At 67.9% G+C, this 16232-nt stretch carries 17 protein-coding genes; 2 read left to right on the top strand and 15 right to left on the bottom strand.

Annotation, left to right across the window (positions count from 1 at the left end; all coding sequences use genetic code 11):
* Window positions 1–256 precede the first annotated feature (256 nt).
* Window positions 257–2191: a radical SAM protein gene (locus Q8R75_RS12890; RefSeq protein WP_305663709.1), complete on the top strand. Its 1935-nt coding sequence runs from the start codon at window positions 257–259 to the stop codon at window positions 2189–2191.
* 30 nt (window positions 2192–2221) lie between these two features.
* On the opposite strand, the gene Q8R75_RS12885 is transcribed toward Q8R75_RS12890, so the two are convergent.
* The 13 genes from Q8R75_RS12885 to Q8R75_RS12825 form a co-directional block, all read right to left on the bottom strand.
* Complete coding sequence (locus Q8R75_RS12885) at window positions 2222–2563, bottom strand: nucleotidyltransferase domain-containing protein (protein ID WP_305663708.1); 342 nt, start codon at window positions 2561–2563, stop codon at window positions 2222–2224.
* A complete protein-coding gene (locus tag Q8R75_RS12880) occupies window positions 2560–2973 on the bottom strand; it encodes a nucleotidyltransferase substrate binding protein (RefSeq protein ID WP_305663707.1) in 414 nt (137 codons plus the stop codon). The genes Q8R75_RS12885 and Q8R75_RS12880 overlap by 4 nt, the downstream gene beginning before the upstream one ends.
* Window positions 2974–3081: 108 nt before the next feature.
* Entirely contained in the window at window positions 3082–4041 is a 960-nt protein-coding gene (locus Q8R75_RS12875) for a response regulator (RefSeq protein ID WP_305663706.1), read from the bottom strand.
* A gap of 32 nt (window positions 4042–4073) precedes the next feature.
* Entirely contained in the window at window positions 4074–6686 is a 2613-nt protein-coding gene (locus Q8R75_RS12870) for a response regulator (protein ID WP_305663705.1), read from the bottom strand.
* A 16-nt stretch (window positions 6687–6702) separates the two neighbouring features.
* Complete coding sequence (locus tag Q8R75_RS12865) at window positions 6703–7107, bottom strand: molybdopterin-dependent oxidoreductase (RefSeq protein WP_305663704.1); 405 nt, start codon at window positions 7105–7107, stop codon at window positions 6703–6705.
* 287 nt (window positions 7108–7394) lie between these two features.
* The gene (locus tag Q8R75_RS12860) at window positions 7395–8411 is read right to left on the bottom strand and encodes a pirin family protein (RefSeq protein ID WP_305663703.1); all 1017 of its coding nucleotides are present in this window, start codon (window positions 8409–8411) and stop codon (window positions 7395–7397) included.
* Complete coding sequence (locus tag Q8R75_RS12855; protein WP_305663702.1) at window positions 8408–9073, bottom strand: hypothetical protein; 666 nt, start codon at window positions 9071–9073, stop codon at window positions 8408–8410. The genes Q8R75_RS12860 and Q8R75_RS12855 overlap by 4 nt, the downstream gene beginning before the upstream one ends.
* The gene (locus Q8R75_RS12850) at window positions 9070–9900 is read right to left on the bottom strand and encodes a class III extradiol ring-cleavage dioxygenase (RefSeq protein ID WP_305663701.1); all 831 of its coding nucleotides are present in this window, start codon (window positions 9898–9900) and stop codon (window positions 9070–9072) included. Before Q8R75_RS12850 ends, Q8R75_RS12855 begins: the two co-directional genes overlap by 4 nt.
* 125 nt (window positions 9901–10025) lie before the next feature.
* Window positions 10026–10541 (bottom strand): DUF1993 domain-containing protein, encoded by a 516-nt coding sequence (locus Q8R75_RS12845; RefSeq protein ID WP_305663700.1) that lies wholly within the window; start codon window positions 10539–10541, stop codon window positions 10026–10028.
* Window positions 10542–10563: 22 nt separating this feature from the next.
* A complete protein-coding gene (locus Q8R75_RS12840) occupies window positions 10564–10785 on the bottom strand; it encodes a SlyX family protein (RefSeq protein ID WP_305663699.1) in 222 nt (73 codons plus the stop codon).
* Window positions 10782–11444 (bottom strand): DsbA family oxidoreductase, encoded by a 663-nt coding sequence (locus Q8R75_RS12835; RefSeq protein WP_305663698.1) that lies wholly within the window; start codon window positions 11442–11444, stop codon window positions 10782–10784. Before Q8R75_RS12835 ends, Q8R75_RS12840 begins: the two co-directional genes overlap by 4 nt.
* Before the next feature lie 103 nt (window positions 11445–11547).
* A complete protein-coding gene (locus tag Q8R75_RS12830) occupies window positions 11548–12600 on the bottom strand; it encodes a DnaJ domain-containing protein (RefSeq protein WP_305663697.1) in 1053 nt (350 codons plus the stop codon).
* Window positions 12601–12719: 119 nt separating this feature from the next.
* Window positions 12720–13649, bottom strand: a complete 930-nt coding sequence (locus tag Q8R75_RS12825) for a porin (protein WP_305663696.1) — start codon at window positions 13647–13649, stop codon at window positions 12720–12722.
* Between the two features lie 273 nt (window positions 13650–13922).
* On the opposite strand from Q8R75_RS12825, the gene Q8R75_RS12820 reads away from it, so the two are divergent.
* Window positions 13923–14789, top strand: coding sequence for a DMT family transporter (locus Q8R75_RS12820; RefSeq protein ID WP_305663695.1), 867 nt, complete (start codon window positions 13923–13925; stop codon window positions 14787–14789).
* 10 nt (window positions 14790–14799) lie between these two features.
* Here Q8R75_RS12820 and Q8R75_RS12815 read toward each other — a convergent pair whose 3' ends face one another.
* Window positions 14800–15957, bottom strand: a complete 1158-nt coding sequence (locus tag Q8R75_RS12815) for an MFS transporter (protein ID WP_305663694.1) — start codon at window positions 15955–15957, stop codon at window positions 14800–14802.
* On the bottom strand, window positions 15954–16232 hold a 279-nt coding region (locus Q8R75_RS12810; RefSeq protein ID WP_305663693.1), incomplete at its 5' end, for a chorismate synthase. The genes Q8R75_RS12810 and Q8R75_RS12815, both read right to left, overlap by 4 nt.

Here is a 16232-nt window from a genome sequence, read left to right as displayed (position 1 = left end):
GATGCCCAACACCCCCCGCACCAAGCTTCGGTAGGTTGGGGTGAGCGCAGCGATGCCCAACACCCCCGCACCAAGCTCCGGTAGGTCGAGGTGAGCGCAGCGATGCCCAACACCCCCGCACCAAGCTCCGGTAGGTTGGGGTGAGCGCAGCGATGCCCAACACACCCGCTTGCCCACGCGCTGCGCGCCGCCCATTCCCGCGCCGTCGGGCATCGGTTACCCTGCGCCGGCGCCGTTTGTTGCGGCGCCCACGATCATGACTGCCACGCACTCCCCCGACTTCACCTGCCCGCGCGTGTTGTCCGTCATCCCGCCGATGACGCAGCTCAACACGCCCTATCCGTCCACCGCCTACCTGACGGGCTTCCTGCGCGCGCAGGGTATCGACGCGGTGCAGGAGGATCTGGCGCTCGCACTGGTGCTCGACCTGCTGTCGACCGACGGCCTGCGCGCCGTGCGCGATGCCGTTGATGCGCTGCCGGAGCGTGAGCGCTCGCCCAGCCTTTCAAGCTTCACCGAGCAATTCGAACGCTACGCCGCGACGATGGCCGCCACGCTCGGTTTCCTGCAGGGTCGCGACCCCACGCTGGCGCATCGCATCGCGTCGCGCGGTTTCCTGCCCGAGGGCCCGCGCTTCGAATCGCTCGATGTCTATATCGACGAGGACGGTGGCGACCCGCTGGGCTGGGCCTTCGGCGCGCTCGGCGTGCAGGACCGCGCCCGCCACTTCGCCACGCTGTACCTGAATGATGTCGCCGACGCGATCCGGCTGGCAGTGGACGCGCGCTTCGAATTCGTGCGCTATGCCGAATCGCTGGCGCAGAGCCAGCCCACCTTCGAGCCGCTGGCGCAGGCGCTGGATGCCGCGCCGACACTGATCGACCGCGCGCTGCAACGGCTCGCACGGGCAGCGATCGAACGCCACGCGCCGCGTATCGTGCTGCTGTCGGTGCCCTTCCCGGGTGCGGTGTATGCCGCCTTCCGCATCGCGCAGACGATCAAGGCGCATGACGCGTCCATCGTCACCGTGCTGGGCGGCGGCTATGTGAATACCGAACTGCGCGAGCTGGCCGAGCCGCGCGTGTTCGGCTACTTCGACTATGTGACGCTGGACGCCGGGGAGCGCCCGCTGCTCGCGCTGCTCGACCATCTGGCCGGCGGGCGTTCGCAGCAGCGGCTGGTGCGCACCTTCGTGCGCAACGACGAAGGCGCCGTGCAGTACGTCAATTTCGTCGAACCCGACATCGCCTTCGACGACGTCGGCACGCCGACCTGGGACGGCCTGCCGCTCGACCGCTACCTGTCGCTGCTGGACATGCTCAATCCGATGCACCGGCTGTGGTCGGACGGACGCTGGAACAAGCTCACCGTGGCACACGGCTGCTACTGGAAGAAGTGCAGCTTCTGCGACGTGAGCCTTGATTACATTTCTCGCTACGACGCCGCCAGTGCGGCCACGCTGGTTGACCGTGTGCAGGCCATCGTCGCCGAAACCGGCCAGACCGGCTTCCATCTGGTCGACGAAGCCGCACCGCCGAAATCGCTGCGCGCCTTCGCCGCCGAACTGAAGCGGCGTGACGTCAGCATTTCCTGGTGGGGCAATATCCGCTTCGAAAAATCCTTCACGCCCGAGCTGTGTCTGGAATTGGCCGACAGCGGCTGCATCGCGATTTCCGGCGGGCTGGAAGTGGCCAGCGACCGGCTGCTCAAGCTGATGAAGAAGGGCGTGTCGGTCGATCAGGTGGCGCGCGTCACCAAGGGCTTTGCCGATGCCGGCATCCTGGTGCACGCCTATCTGATGTACGGCTTTCCGACCCAGACCGTGCAGGACACGGTGGACGCGCTCGAATACGTGCGCCAGCTGTTTGAAAACGGCTGCATCCAGAGCGGCTTTTTCCACCGCTTCACCTGCACCGTGCACTCACCCGTGGGCCGGGACCCTGCGGCCTACGGCATACAACTCGTCCCGCTGCCGCCGGTGCGTTTTGCCAAGAACGACATCGGCTTCATCGACCCCACGGGCACCGACCACGACGCGCTGGGCATTGGCCTGCGCAAGGCCATCTACAACTACATGCACGGCCTGTGTGTGGAAGACGACGTGCGCCGCTGGTTCGACCACCTGCCGCACAAAGTGCCCAAGCCGTCCGTGAAACGGCAGCACCTGAGCAAGGCGCTGGCGGGGCGCTGACTGAAGCGTGCTTCAGGTGCTTCAGGTGCTTCAGGTGCTTCTGGCACGCTGAACCACCACCTTGTCGTGTTCGATGACCTGGCGGAACGAATCGCTGGTGGTGGCCCAGTCCACCACATCCACTTTCCAGGGCAGGTCGGATTCCGAGAAATCATCCGCCAGGGCCGCCAACACGGCCAGACCCAGCGGACGCTCACCCCGCACGGCGAGGTCGAGGTCGGAATAGGGTTTGGCTGCGTGCCGGGCGCGTGAACCAAAAGCCCAGACATCGCGGTCGGGCACGTGCTGGCTCAGGATGCGCCTGACGATGTCCCAGTGCTCGAGGCGGACATCGATGTCGGGTGCTGCAGGCGACGGCGTGACCGCGTTCATCTCACCCTGGCCTGCAACTGCGCACACAGGTGCTGCGCCTCGCCCAGAAAAGCGGGAATATCGGCCACCACCTGCACTGCAAGCGATTCGTCATAGGTGTGGCTGGTTTTGCCGCGCATGTCACGGAACTGGCGCCAGCGTGGCCAGTCGCCCAGCAGCAGACCTTGCTCGTTGCCGGTGCGAATGAGGTCTGCAAAGGGCATGGCGTCGAAGAGCTCTGGGGTGGGAGATGCCATCTCCAGGTAGCGCTTGAGCATCTTGTGGCTGATCTCATAGGTGAATTCGAAACGCTGAATCAACCCGTCACGGATCTGCGTGTCGGTGACGTCTTGCCGGTAGCGCACCAGACCTTCGTCCAGGCGTTGGATGGCGTTGGCCAACGGGCGCAGGTCCAGGGCAATGTCACTCATGGCAGGTGCTCCGCGAGGTCTCGGACACGGAAAAATTCAGGCGCATTCATGGAATTTATCAGCTTGACGGCGCGGGCGGGCCGCCAGCCAGTTGCCGCGGCACCCGGATCACGCGCCAGGCAGCAGCTGCCGCAGCCGCGCCACCTCGCGTTTGAGCTCGTCGATTTCGAGCAGGCGGTCGCAGTCGGTTTGCATCTGCTTGCGGTGTTCGACGTACTGCAGCAGGTTGTTGACGCGCAGGCGCAGCAGGTCGGGGTCTATGGGTTTGGCCACGTAGTCGATGGCGCCCAGGGCCAGGCCTTTCTGGCGCGAGGCATCGTCGGTCATGGCGCTCACGAAGATGATGGGCGTGTGCGAGGAGGCGTGGTGCTCGCGCACCAGGCGCGCGACCTCGAAGCCGTCCATGTCGGGCATCATCACATCGAGCAGGATGAGGTCGGGCGGCGCATCCGAGCGGCAGATGGCCAGGGCCTTGTCGCCGTTGCTGGCCAGCTTGACCTTGAAGCTGTCGCGGAACAGGCCGGCCAGCAACTGCAGGTTGGCGGGGGTGTCGTCCACCACCAGGATGGTGGCGCGCTCGGGGCCGGCAGGCGGGGTGTTTTCCGGCAGTGCCTCAGTGGGTGGCTCGGTTGTTGGCTCGGCCAGGGTCTGGTCTTGGGTGTCGGCCGTGGGCACGGCCGCCCGCAGGTTGCCGCGCCGTAAGGCCTTGAGCACCCGCTCGATCACTTTCTGCGCGGTGAAGGGTTTGACCAGCAGGTCGCAAATGCCCAGCGCAATCGCCTTCTGCACGGCGTCCCGGTTGAGCTCGCCCGACATCAGCACCACCGGCAGCTCGGCCAGTAGCGGGTCGCTGCGCACCGCCTCCAGCAGGGTCAGGCCATCGGTGGGCGCGGCCAGCTCGCAGAGCACCAGATCGACGCCGCCGCCCCGGAGGTGGGTGAGCGCGCGCTCGTGGCCGGGCGCCTGCAGCACACGGCCAAACCCGGCCAGCTCCAGCTGGTGCGACAAGGCCGAGCGCACGCTGACGTTGTTGTCCACCACCAGCAGGGTGAGTTGGGACAGGTGCATGGGGGTACCTTCTCTCGTGGGGCGCCAGGCGCTCAGGCCGTGGCCGTGGGTTGAAGCTCGGGCGTGGTGCCGAGTGCGCGGCGCAGAACGGCCAGGCCCTGGTCGAGGTTGTAGCCGTGCATGGCCTGGGCCAGGGCCGCGTGGTGGGCGCCCAGCGCCGCCTTGAGCACGGCCTCGTGGCGCTGGAACAGCTCCACCGCGTCGGCGGCGTCGTCGCTGAGCAAGGCCAGCAACTGCGTCACCAGCGCACGCGCGGCGGGCCAGTCCACCGGCACCTCGGCCACGGGCGGCAGCGCGGGCAAGGCCTGCGCGATGTCGCGCATCACGCGCTGGCAGTCCAGGTCGAGCTGGCGCAGCGCCGCACCGATGGCTGCCTGCTCGGCGAGTGTCTGCCCGGGCTCGCACAGCCGCTGCTCCAGCCCGTGTGCGGCATCGGCCAGGGCCTGCAGGCCCACCGTGGCGGCGTTGCCCTTGAGCGTGTGCACCACGCGGTGGGCTTGCGCCACGTCGCCGCGCCCCAGGGCGGCCTGGGCGCGCTCGCAAGCGTCGGCATCGCCCTCGACAAACTTGCGCAGCAGGTGGATGTAGCCGGCGCGCCGGTACAACACGCGGCGCATGCCGCTGGCCACGTCCAGCCCGGGCACGGCCTGCAGCGGGTCCTGCGGGGCCGGCTCGGCCCAAGGTGCCGCCACCGGCTCGGCCTCGCCCATGCCGGGCGCCGCCTGCGCACGCGGCGGCACGTGGCGCAGCAATTGGCGCAACAGCACGGCCGGGTCTATGGGTTTGGCGATGTGGTCGTTCATGCCGGCCGCCAGGCAGCGCTCGCGGTCGCCGGTCATGGCGTTGGCCGTCATGGCCAGCACCGGCAACTGCGCCCAGCGGGGGTTGGCGCGTATGTGGCGGGCGGCGGTCAGGCCGTCCATCACCGGCATCTGCATGTCCATCAGCACCAGGTCGAAGTCCTGCTGCGCCAGGCGGTCCAGCGCGGCCTGGCCGTCCTCGGCCACCGCCACCTGCAGCCCGAACTGCGCCAGCAGCTCGGTGCCCACCTGCCGGTTGAGTTCGTTGTCGTCCACCAGCAGCACACGCGCACCGCGCAGACCGGCCGCGCCGCCGTCGCTGCCCGGCGTCACGGGCGCGGCAACCGGCTTGGGCTTCTGGGCCGCGCGCAAGGGCAGATCGACCCAGAAGCGGCTGCCCTCGCCGGGCTGGCTGCTCACGCCCACGTCGCCGCCCATGAGCAAGGCCAGCTGGCGCGAGATCGCCAGGCCCAGGCCGGTGCCGCCGTACTTGCGGGTGGTGGAGCTGTCGGCCTGCTGGAAGGACTGGAACAGCCGCGCCTGCTGCTCGGGCGACAGGCCGATGCCGGTGTCGTGCACCGCCAGGCGCAGCTGCGGTTCATCTGCCGGTGACTGCGTGTGCCTGGCCAACACCCGCACACCGCCGGTGTCGGTGAACTTGACCGCGTTGTTGGCAAAGTTGATGAGGATCTGTCCGACGCGCAAGGGGTCGCCATGCAGGCGTTCGGGCAGGCCGGGGTCCACATCAAAGACCAGCTCCAAGCCCTTGATGGCGCACTTTTCGCCCACCAGGCTGGCCACGTTGTCGAGCACCTCGTGCAGCTCGAAGTCGATGGCCTCGATGTCGAGCTTGCCGGCCTCGATCTTGCTGAAGTCCAGGATGTCGTTGATCAGGCCCAGCAGGTGGCGGCCGGAGCGGTGCACCTTGTCGATGTGGTCGCGCTGTCGCGCCGACAGCTCGCTGCCCAGCAGCAGGTGGCTCATGCCGATGATGGCGTTGAGTGGCGTGCGGATTTCGTGGCTCATGTTGGCCAGGAAGTCCGACTTCAGCCGCGAGGCTTCCTCGGCGTGCTGGCGGGCCTCGCGCAGCGCGGCTTCGTTGTGGGTCAGCGCCTCGTTGGCGGCGGCCAGCGAGGCGGTGCGTTCGGCCACACGCGCGGCCAGCAGCTCTTCGCTGCGCTGCAGGGTGGCCACCAGCTCGGCCTGCGCCCGCGACGCCAGGTCGCGCGCGTGTTCGCGTTTGCGCCACTGTCGCACCATGCCCACGGCCAGCCCGGCGGTCAGCACCGCCATGAAGGCCGACAAGGCGGCGGTCTGCAGCGCCTGGCTGCGCAACTGCCGGTTGCGCTGGTCCACCGAGTCGGAGGCGGCCCGGTTGGCACCCAGGGTGGTGTCCTGGATCTGCGGCCCCATGGTCCGGATGCGGTCGCGCAAGGCGGTCATGGGCCCCCGGGTGTCGGCCAGACCTTGCGCCGCCGCGAACAAGGCATCGCCCTCGCTGGCAAAGGCCTCGTTGAGCACCAGCAACTGCAGATAGCTGGCATCGTGTTCCATCAGCTTGCGCGGTGTGCCGGTGGACAGGCCGGCCAGCCGGCTCAGCAGGATGTCGTAGCGCAGTTGCACTTCCGACAGGGGCGTGGCCTGGGGGTCGGCCAGGTGCAACAACAACACCAGCTCCAGCCTGTGCTGTTCGACGCCCACCTGCTGGAAACTCCACAGCGCGTTGACGTCGCCGCGCTGCATCACCTCTTCGGTGGCGCGGAACTGGCGGTACTGCAGCACGGCAATGACCAGATAGACCAGCACCAGACCGGCCATGGCCAGGCGCAGCAACAAGCGGTTCACGAACGGACCCCGCGCGTCAGTCGATCTGCAGTCGGCGCAGTTGCCAGATGGACCGGTTGTAGTAGCGCTCGCTGCGCAACTCGGCCTTGCTGTCGTAGTTGAACACCACAAACAAAGGCCCTTTGTCGCGCACCGACATGGGCTTGTCGTTCAGGCGCAGCGCCACCACGGCGCCGTTGCCCACGGCTTCGGCCAGCGGCATGTCCACCTTGTAGTCGTTGAGTGCCACCGCCACCAGCCGCGCGCCCTGGGCACCGGCGGCGGCCAGCACGTCGCGCAGCAGCGGGCCGGTGAATTTGGTCGGCTGGCTGTACCAGGGCGTGGCGGTGGTGTAGCTCACCTGTGGCAAACGCTCCAGCGCCGCCATGTCGAAGTCGGTGTGGGTGGTGTCGGACTGGCCAGCGTGGGTGGTGATGGTCAACACCACCGGCCCCGAGGGCTTGGGGCCAGATTGAGCGCGGCCCAAGCCGCTGACGGCAAGGGCGCCCAGGGCACCCAGAACATGGCGCCGGGACACCGACACCAAGCAAACAGCCATTGACATGAAACACCTCCCTGAACAAGCCGAAGCCTTGCGGAGGTGTGCCCGTTGTTGCACCAGCATTGTGTGCTGGCACCCTCCGCTATTTAACTTTTTTGCTATTTTGCACCAGCGGCTGTTTCAGGCAAACATTTTTTTGCATTCCGGGCGGTGGTCCCGCCGAGGTGTCAGTCCGGCACGGTGTCCGTGCCCTGGGGGTGGCGGGCAAACCGGCTGCGCGACACATCGCCGTGGGTGGGCGCGTCGCTGCCCCAGGGCCAGCCGCCAAAACGGGTGCGCTGGTAGTCGCTGAAGGCCTGCTGGATTTCGGCCTGGGTGTTCATCACGAAGGGGCCGTACTGGGCCACCGGTTCGGCGATCGGCCGGCCTTGCAGCAGCAGGCATTCGGCGGGCGTGTCGCCGTTGAGCAGGTCCACCGCCGCGCCCGCGTCCAGCTCCAGCGCGGCGTGCTGGTTGACCAGGTGGCCGCCCACCTGCAGCGACGCGCCGGCAAAAAAATACAGCATGCGGCGCGTGCCCTGCCCCGTGGCCGCTGGCAGCGTGAAGCGTGCGCCAGGGGCGAGCTTCAAGGTCCAGATGGCGACATCGGCATCCCGCTGCGCGGCCCAGGATTCGGGCGGTGGCGCCAGCGGCTTCTCGGCGCCGTCCAGGGCACCGGCCACGACACTGACCTCGACACCGTCGGCCTTGAGCGCGGGGATGTCTTTGCCCCAGAACATGGTGAAGTGGGGGGCTGCCATCTTGCGCGCCGCCGGCAGGTTGAGCCAGATCTGGAACAGCTCGCAGGGATTCGGCGCGTCCTTGTGCAGCAGCGGGAACATTTCCGAGTGCACGATGCCACGCCCGGCGGTGAGCCACTGCACATCGCCCTGGCCAAAGCGGGCGGCGGCGCCCAGCGAATCCGAGTGGTCGATCAGGCCGCTGCGGGCGATGGTCACGGTCTCGAAACCCCGGTGCGGGTGGGCCGGGAAACCCGGCACCTGTTCGCCGTGGTACATGCTCCAGCCGTCTTTCTGCGAGAAGTCCTGGCCGATCTGGCGCCCGGCCAGCGAAGCCGCCGGCCCCAGCTGCCCGTTGCCCGGCGGGTAGTGGTCGTTGTGGTGCACGCAGAACAGGAACGGGTCCAGCGTGGGCCACTGGAAACCCAGGGCCTGGGCGGTGAGGATGGGGTGGGTGTTGCTCACGGGGTCTCCTGCTGGGTGATGGCCTGCAGCCAGCCAATCCACTGCTGCAGTTCGGCCGGGCGCAGCTCGTGCCCGCCGGGAAAATCGGCGCCCTCCAGCGCCACCGGCAAAGCGCCGAAGTGTTCGCGTATGCGCTGGGCTTGCGCCAGCGGTATCACCATGTCCTGCAAGCCGTGGCTGACCCACAGCTGCTTGCCGGCCAGCTCGGCCGCCGGCGCGGCCAGGGTCAGCACCTCGGGCAGCAGGCGGCTGTGCAAGGCAAAGGCGCCGTGCATCAGGGCCGGCTCGGTCAGCAGCAGGCTCAGGGCCATGATGCCGCCCTGGCTGAAGCCGCCCACCAGCACACGCGCGGGCGGCACGCCCAGGCGCTCGGCGTGGGCAGCGATCTCGCGCACCAGCGCCGTGCGGCTGGCCTGCTCCTGCTCGCCATCGATGCTGCGCGAGCCGTCGGGCCGCACGTCGAACTCGAACCACGCAAAGCTGCCGGGCCCCAGCACAAACGGTGCGCGCAGGCTCAGCACATGGAAGTGCGGTGGCACATAGGGCGACAGGCCGAACAGGTCTTGTTCGTTGCTGCCCACGCCGTGCATCAGCACCAGCAGCCACGGCGTGGCGGTGCCGGCGGCGGGGCGTTCCAGAGATGTCAGTGGGGTGGTGTTCATTGCAGCGTGAAGGCGTCCATGGCCAGGTAGCGGTACATGATCTCGCGCGTGAGGTAATCGGCGGCGACACCACCGCCCTGCCCCCACCCGGCCGCGCCCAGCGCAAAAAAGATGGGCAGGAAATGTTCTTCCGTTGGATGGGCGCGCGCGGCGTGGGGCGCGCGGGCGCGGTAGTCGAGCAAGGCCTCGACGTCCGCGCGTGCGAGCACGTCCTCGATCCAGCGACTGAACTCGTTGGCGTAGGCGGCAGCGGGGTCGTCCTGCTGCGGCATGCCGCTGAAGAACTCGCCCAGGTTGTGCGTCATGCTGCCGGAGCCGATGACCAGCACGCCCTCGTCGCGCAGCGCGGCCAGGGCCTGGCCCATGGCATAGACCTCGCGCGGGCCGGCGCTGGCGGGCAGGGCCACCTGCACCACCGGCACATTGGCCTGCGGGAACAGGTGCATCAGCGGCACCCAGGCGCCGTGGTCCAGCGGGCGTTTGGCGTCGGCCACGGCGGGCACACCGGCCGTTTGCAGCAGGGACAGCACCTGCTCGGCCAGCCCAGGCGCGCCCGGCGCCGGGTACTGCAGGCGGTACAGGGGCTCAGGAAAACCACCGAAATCGTGCCAGGTGGCGGGCTGGGCGTTGGTCATCACCGCCGGCTGGCGCGCCATCCAGTGGGGCGACATCAGCACGATGCCACGCACGCTCTGGCCGTCAGCGGCCAGGCGGGCGCGCAAGCCCTCGGCCCAGCGGGTGAGCGCCGGACCGGACGCACCGGGCTCCAGCGCCCACATGGGCGAACCGTGCGAGAGAAACAGGGTGGGCAAGGCGGCGTGTGACATGGCGTTTTCCTTGGGGTATCGGATGTGACAAGGATGGCAGCACAAGGCCCACACTTCAAGCGCCGCCGGCTGAAGTCAACGTTCAAAAATTTTGTTGCTTCAGCCCTTTTCAATTCGACAAATGTTCAAGCTGCCGAGCCCACCAGGTAGTCGCGTTTGCCCAGCGGCACGCCGTTGTGGCGCAGGATGACGTAGGCCGTGGTGACGTGGAAAAACACGTTGGGCAACGCCCAGCCCTTGAGGTAGTCCTCGCCCAGCATGGTGCGGGTGCCGGCTTTGCCCACCGGGAAGGTGATCTCGCGGGCTTCCTGGCCGTCGATGGCGCTGGCCGGCACGGTGGCCAGCCAGTCCAGCGTCTTCTGGATGCGGCCTTGCAATTCTTCGAGCGTGTTTTCGGTGTCGTCGAACTTGGGCGCCTCCAGGCCGCCCAGGCGGGCCGCGCACAGCTTGGCGGCGTCGCAGGCGATGAACACCTGCGACTTGAACGGCAGCATGTCGGGCGCCAGGCGGTAGGCCACCAGCACCTGCGGGTCGTAGCCCCGGGCTGCGGCGTCGGCGCGGGCTTTGTCCAGCAGGTGGTGCAGGTTGGTGAGCGCGGTGCGGAACACCGGCAGGCTGGCGGAGGACAGGGTGATGCTCATGGGGGCCTCGTTGGGAAAAGGATCAGTAATGCGGTGGCAATTCGTCGCGCAAGCTGCGGAACACCGGCCCGCCGGCCTCGGGCTGCTTCTGGCGCAGCTGTTGCAGCTCGCGCTCCAGCCGGTCGATCTGCTGTTGCTGGCGGTAGATGATCTGGTTGAGCTGGTCCAGCGTGTCTTCGGCGTAGCTGGCCTTGATCTCCAGATCGGTCAGTCGGCTGTCAACGTCGTTGGCAACGGCACTCACGCCTGGGCCTCGGCGGCGATCTGGCGCAACGCCTGCTCGAACACCTCGGCCGGCTGCCCGCCCGAAATCAGGTGGCGGTCGTTGATGACCACCGCCGGCACCGAACGGATGCCGGCGCGCTGGTACATCAGTTCCTGCGCGCGCACGTCGTCGGCCAGTTCGTCGCTGGCCAGCACGGCTTGCACACGCGCGGCGTCCAGGCCCACGTCGGTGGCCAGGCGCAGCAGCACGGCGTGCGACTCGGGGCTCTCGGCCCGGCCGTGGTAGGCGGCCAACAAGGCTTTTTTCAGCGCGTGTTGCTGGCCAGGCGCGCCTTCGCGTTCGGCCAGCAGCAGCAGGCGGTGGGCATCGAAGGTGTTGTAGATGCGGCCACGGCCTTCGCGCCGGAACTCAAAACCCACCTCGGCCCCGCGCTGGCGGATCATGTCGCGGATCTCGGCCTGTTTCTCGGGCGTGGAGCCGTACTTCTCGGTCAGGTGTTCGGTGATGTCCTGGCCGCCGGGCGGCATCTGCGGGTTCAGCTCGAAGGGCTGGAAGTGCAGCTCGGCCGAGACCGTGCCCTGCAGGCGGTCCAGCGCCTGCTCCAGCGCGCCCAGTCCCACGGCGCACCAGGGGCAGGAGACATCGGACACAAAATCGATCTTGAGGGTGGCGGTCATGGCGCAAAAAAGGCCCATGCGGGGGCCCGTCAGTGAAACAGGCCGCAATGCTAGGCCATTTTGCTGCCGCGCGCTGCCGGCCACGGCCGCGCCCGGCCGCGCGTCACTGCTGCCGCGACTTGAGGGTGTCGTAGGCCTCGCTCACGCGTTTGAAGGCCTCCTCGGCCAGCTGGCGCACCAGCGGCGACACATGGCCGAGCCGGTCCGGGTGGTATTGCTGCAGCAGCGAGCGGCGCGCCCTCTCCACCGCGTCCCAGGGGCTGTTGTCGGCCAGGCCAAGCACGCGCCAGGGTGAGGCCGGGTCGGGCACGACGGCCTCATCGTCCGCTTCCTCGTCCGCTTCCTCGTCCGGGGCATCGGCCGCTTCGGGCGCGGCGATGCGTTCCACCAAACACACGCTGTCTTGCCAGTGCACGGCGTACTCCGTCTGACAGCCGGGGCAGCGGATCTCGCTGGGCTCGGCGAGGTGGGGCACACGCAGCCGCTTCTGGCAGCAGCTGCAACGCAGGATGCCGTGCGGCAGCGGGGTTTCTACCGCGGCTGGCGCGGGCTCGGCCGCAGCCACAGGGCCCAGCGCCGCCCGCAGCAACTCCGTCTTGGACATGGGACGGCAGTTCAGCTCGGCACGCAACACAGCGACAACGGCAGGGTTGCTGCCGTGGTCGCGGTGCAACGCGGCCAGCTCGTCCACCGCCAGGCCCTGCAGCGGGCGCGCGCGGTTGGCCGGTGGCAGCAGCACAAGATCTTCTGGCGCGTTCGCCAGCAACTGGCGCGCGTGCTGGATGTCCTCGCCGCCGAGGTCTTCCTCGGCCAGCGCCTGCGCCGGGCCGAGCAGGCCGGCAAGCATGTCAACGGTCAGGCGCGGCAGGTCCAGAAATGCCGCACAGGCCACGGCCAGGTCCTCGTCCAGCGCTTCAATGGGCCGAAAACCGATGCGCAACTGGCTCAAGCTCCAGTAGCTCACGCCCATGGCCGTAGCCAGGTCGCTCAGTGACAGCCCGCGCTCCTGCGCACACTGCCACAGGGCGGCAAACAGCAGGCCGCCTGGGCGGGCCACATCGTCGACACTGACGCGCCCGCTCCAGGGTTTCGTGACCTGGTCGGCGGACGGTTCGCTGAAAAAGGATGGGCGATCTTGGGTGCGGGCTTGTGGCATGTGGCATCGATGGTAACGACTCGCCGGACAGTTGCCAGGAGACAAGAAAAAAAGACCGCCAGCGGTGAAGCGGCGGTCTTAAAACCTTGGAAATACCCGCCGCTTGCGCGGCGCAAACATCAGAACGTGTGCAGCAGACCGATGCCGTAGGACTTGCGGTCGTCGTTGCGGGTCACGAAATCGACGTACAGCGAGGTGCGCTTGGACAGCGCGTAGCTGGCGAACAGCTCGGTGGCGTTCACGTCGGTGGTGCTGTTGCGGGCGTGCTGGAAGCCGACCTTGACGGCCGTGCCCACCGGTGCCACGGCACCCACATAGACGCCCTTGCCGGCGGCCTCGGTCTCGCGCACCACGTAGCCAGCCACGACCTTGGCCACGCCAAAGTCGTAGGAGCCGGCCAGGGCCTGCGCGGTGCGGTTGGCATCGCTGCGTTTGGTCTCGGCGACATAACCCACGGCCAGCGGGCCGTTGCCGTAGTTGGCGCGCACGGACACGCTGCTCTGACCGCTGTTGTTGCCGGCCGGCACCAGGCTCACGCCGGCGTCGAAACCGCCCATGGTGGGCGTCACGTACTGCAGCTGGGTGGAGCGGCGCGAGGAGCCGTACCAGGTGACCGGGCTGATGCCGGCGTTGTCCATGGCCGAGGAGGTGGAGATGCCGTTGAGGTCGAAACGGGCGTGGCCCTGGGTGCCAAACGACGAGGTGCGGCCAAAACGGGTGGAGCCAAAGTTGCCCGACAGGCCGACCCAGGCTTCGCGCGAGAAGTCCATGCCGGGGCCGCCGTCGCCCATGCGGATGCCGCCCGATTCAAAGTTGAAGTTGGCCTTCAGGCCGTTGCCCAGGTCTTCCGTGCCACGGAAACCGATGCGGGTGGGCGTGTGGTAACTCTGCGCGGGCGAGATGGCGCTCTTGCCACCGTTGAGGCCGAACTCGCCGCCCGTGGTTTTGCCCACGCTGACGTCGATCACGCCGTACATGGTGACCGACGATTGGGCCAACGCCGCGCCGCACGCGGCGACGGCAGCCAGTGCCAGCAGTTGTTTTTTCATGGTGATGTCTCCTGAAAGGGGGGTGTTGTGATCCGCTTCCTCGCGAAAGCCGACGAATTACAGCAGCGATGAAAGTAACGAACAAGTTAATTCATTCAATTTCAGGCGCGATGTTGCGTATACGTAACGGTTCGTACATACTCGGGTAAGCCCGAATGGACCGTTTCCCCGGAACGCTTCTTGCGACCCTTGGTTCAGCGTCCCGGCGCCTGCGCCTGCCCGAAAATCGGGACCGACCCGGACCCGCCCCTCACACCACCGCGCCCTTTCGCCTTGTCCAACGTCCCCCACCCCCGCCCTGCCCTGGGCATCGCGCTGGCCGTCACCGCCACCCTGTGTTTTGCCCTGCTCGACGCCGTCTCCCAGTTTGTGGGTGGCGTGGTGTCGGTGCTCATGGCCATCTGGCTGCGTTTTCTGGTGCAGACCGGCATGACACTGGCCCTGCTCTGGCCCGGTCAGGGCAAGGCCTTGCTGCACACACGTGCGCCGGGCTGGCAACTGCTGCGCGGCGCGCTGATGGTCAGTTCCGGCACGCTGGCCTACCTCAGCCTGCGTTTCGTGCCGGTGGGCGATTTCACCGCCATCCTCATGCTGGTGCCGCTGGCCATCACGGTGCTGGCCGCACCGCTGCTGCGCGAGCGTGTGCCGGCGCTCACCTGGTGGCTGGTGGCGGGCGGTTTTGTGGGCGCCCTCATCGTGATCCGCCCCAAGGGCAGCGACTTCCAGGGGGCCATGCTGTTGCCCCTGGGGCTGGTGCTCATCAACGCGCTCTACCAGATCGTCACCAGCAAGATGGTGAAAACCGAAGACCCCGGCACCACCCACTTCTACACCGGGCTCACCGGCCTGGCGCTGGGCACGCTGGCCCTGCCGTGGTCGTGGGCGCCCCTGGCCAGCTGGCAGCTCTGGGCCCTGGTGTCGCTCATGGGGGTGTTCGGGTCGCTGGGCCACTACCTCATGATCCAGGCCTACCACCGCGCACCGGCCTCGCGCATCACCCCGTATCTGTACGCCCAGATCGGTTTCGCCACCCTGGCGAGCTGGATCGCCTTCGGCTACACGCCCGACGTCTGGACGGTGGTCGGCGTGGCGTTGATCGCGGTGTGTGGCGCCCTGGGCGTGCGCGTGCGGCACGGCTGACCGGCCGGTCTCAGGCCCGACGTTCCAGCGCCCGCAGACGCAGCGCGCAAGCGGTGGCCACCACCGCACAGGCCGCCGACAGCCAGAACATGCTGGCCAGCCCGAAGACCGAACTCAGCCACCCGCCACCCAGGCCTCCGAGCACGCCCGGAAAACCGTAGCCGACCACGGAATACAAAGCCTGGCCGCGCCCGCGCAGCCGCCCCGGAAAGTGCTGCGACAACAGCGCGATGCACACCGTGTGGTGCGTGGCGAAGGTGACGGCGTGCAGCGCCTGCGCCAGCAACAGCAGCGGCCAGACCAGCGGCAGGCCGGCGGTCAGCAGCATGCGCACCACCATCAGCGCGGCGGCCAGCACCAGCCAGCCGCTGTGCGACAGCAGCGGCAACCAGCGCCCCTGGGTGAAAAACCAGCCGATTTCAATCACCACCGAAAGCGCCCAGAGCAGGCCGATCACCGTCTTGCTGTAGCCCAGTCCGTCGAGGTAAAGCGAAAAGAAGGCGTAGATGAAGATGTGGGCCAGCACATGGAAAAACATGGCGGCAAAAAACCAGCGCACCCGGGGCTGGCGCAGCACCGGCGCGATGTCGGCACGTTCATCGCTGTGGTGTGGCGCCTCTTTGAGGTTGGGCAGCCACCAGGCACTGAGCACCACGGCCAACAAGGTGGCCTGCGCCCAGGCCGGGAAATGGCCCATGCCAAAGGCTTCGAACCAGGCACCCGCAGCCACCACCGTGACCAGAAAACCCAGCGAGCCCCAGAGGCGCACACGCCCATAACGTGTGGCGTCGAACTGCCCGCCGTCGCTCACCAGGTGGGCCATGGCCGCTTCGCTCATGGGCATCATGCCGCTGGTGTTCACGAACATCAGCAGCAACAGCAGCATCAGGCCGGGCAAAGACCACTCGAACCACAGGCCAAGGGACAGCAGCAACGCCGCCATGGCGCTGTAGCGCAGCAGCTTGACGCGCTCGCCGGTGTGGTCGCTGAACCAGCCCCAGGCATAAGGCGCCACCAGGCGGGTGCCCGACTGCACCGAGGTCAGCAGGCCGATGGCGAACAGGCCGTAGCCCAGGTCCTTGAGCCACAGCGAGAGGTAGGGGTTGAAAAACCCGATGTGCGCGAAATAGGAGGCCGAGAGCGCCGCAAAGGGCGCGAGCTTTTTCAACGCCGCGCCAGCGCCGCGATGTCGGGCGTGCCCACGGTCACGTCGCCGCACTGGGCGCGCTGCTGCAGGGCGTGCTCCATCACCACCAGCGCCAGCAGCGCCTCGGCAATGGGCGTGGCGCGTATGCCCACGCAGGGGTCGTGGCGGCCCTTGGTGATGACTTCGGTGTCCTGGCCTTCGACGTCGATGGTGTCGCGCGGGTTCAGGATGGAGCTGGTGGGATTGATGGCCATGGACACTTCCAGGTCCTGCCCGGTGCTGATGCCGCCCAGCAC

Source organism: Methyloversatilis sp. (assembly GCF_030696805.1).
Lineage (GTDB): Bacteria > Pseudomonadota > Gammaproteobacteria > Burkholderiales > Rhodocyclaceae > Methyloversatilis.
Note: the sequence above shows the minus strand (reverse complement) of the source record. Positions and strands in the feature narration are given on the sequence as shown.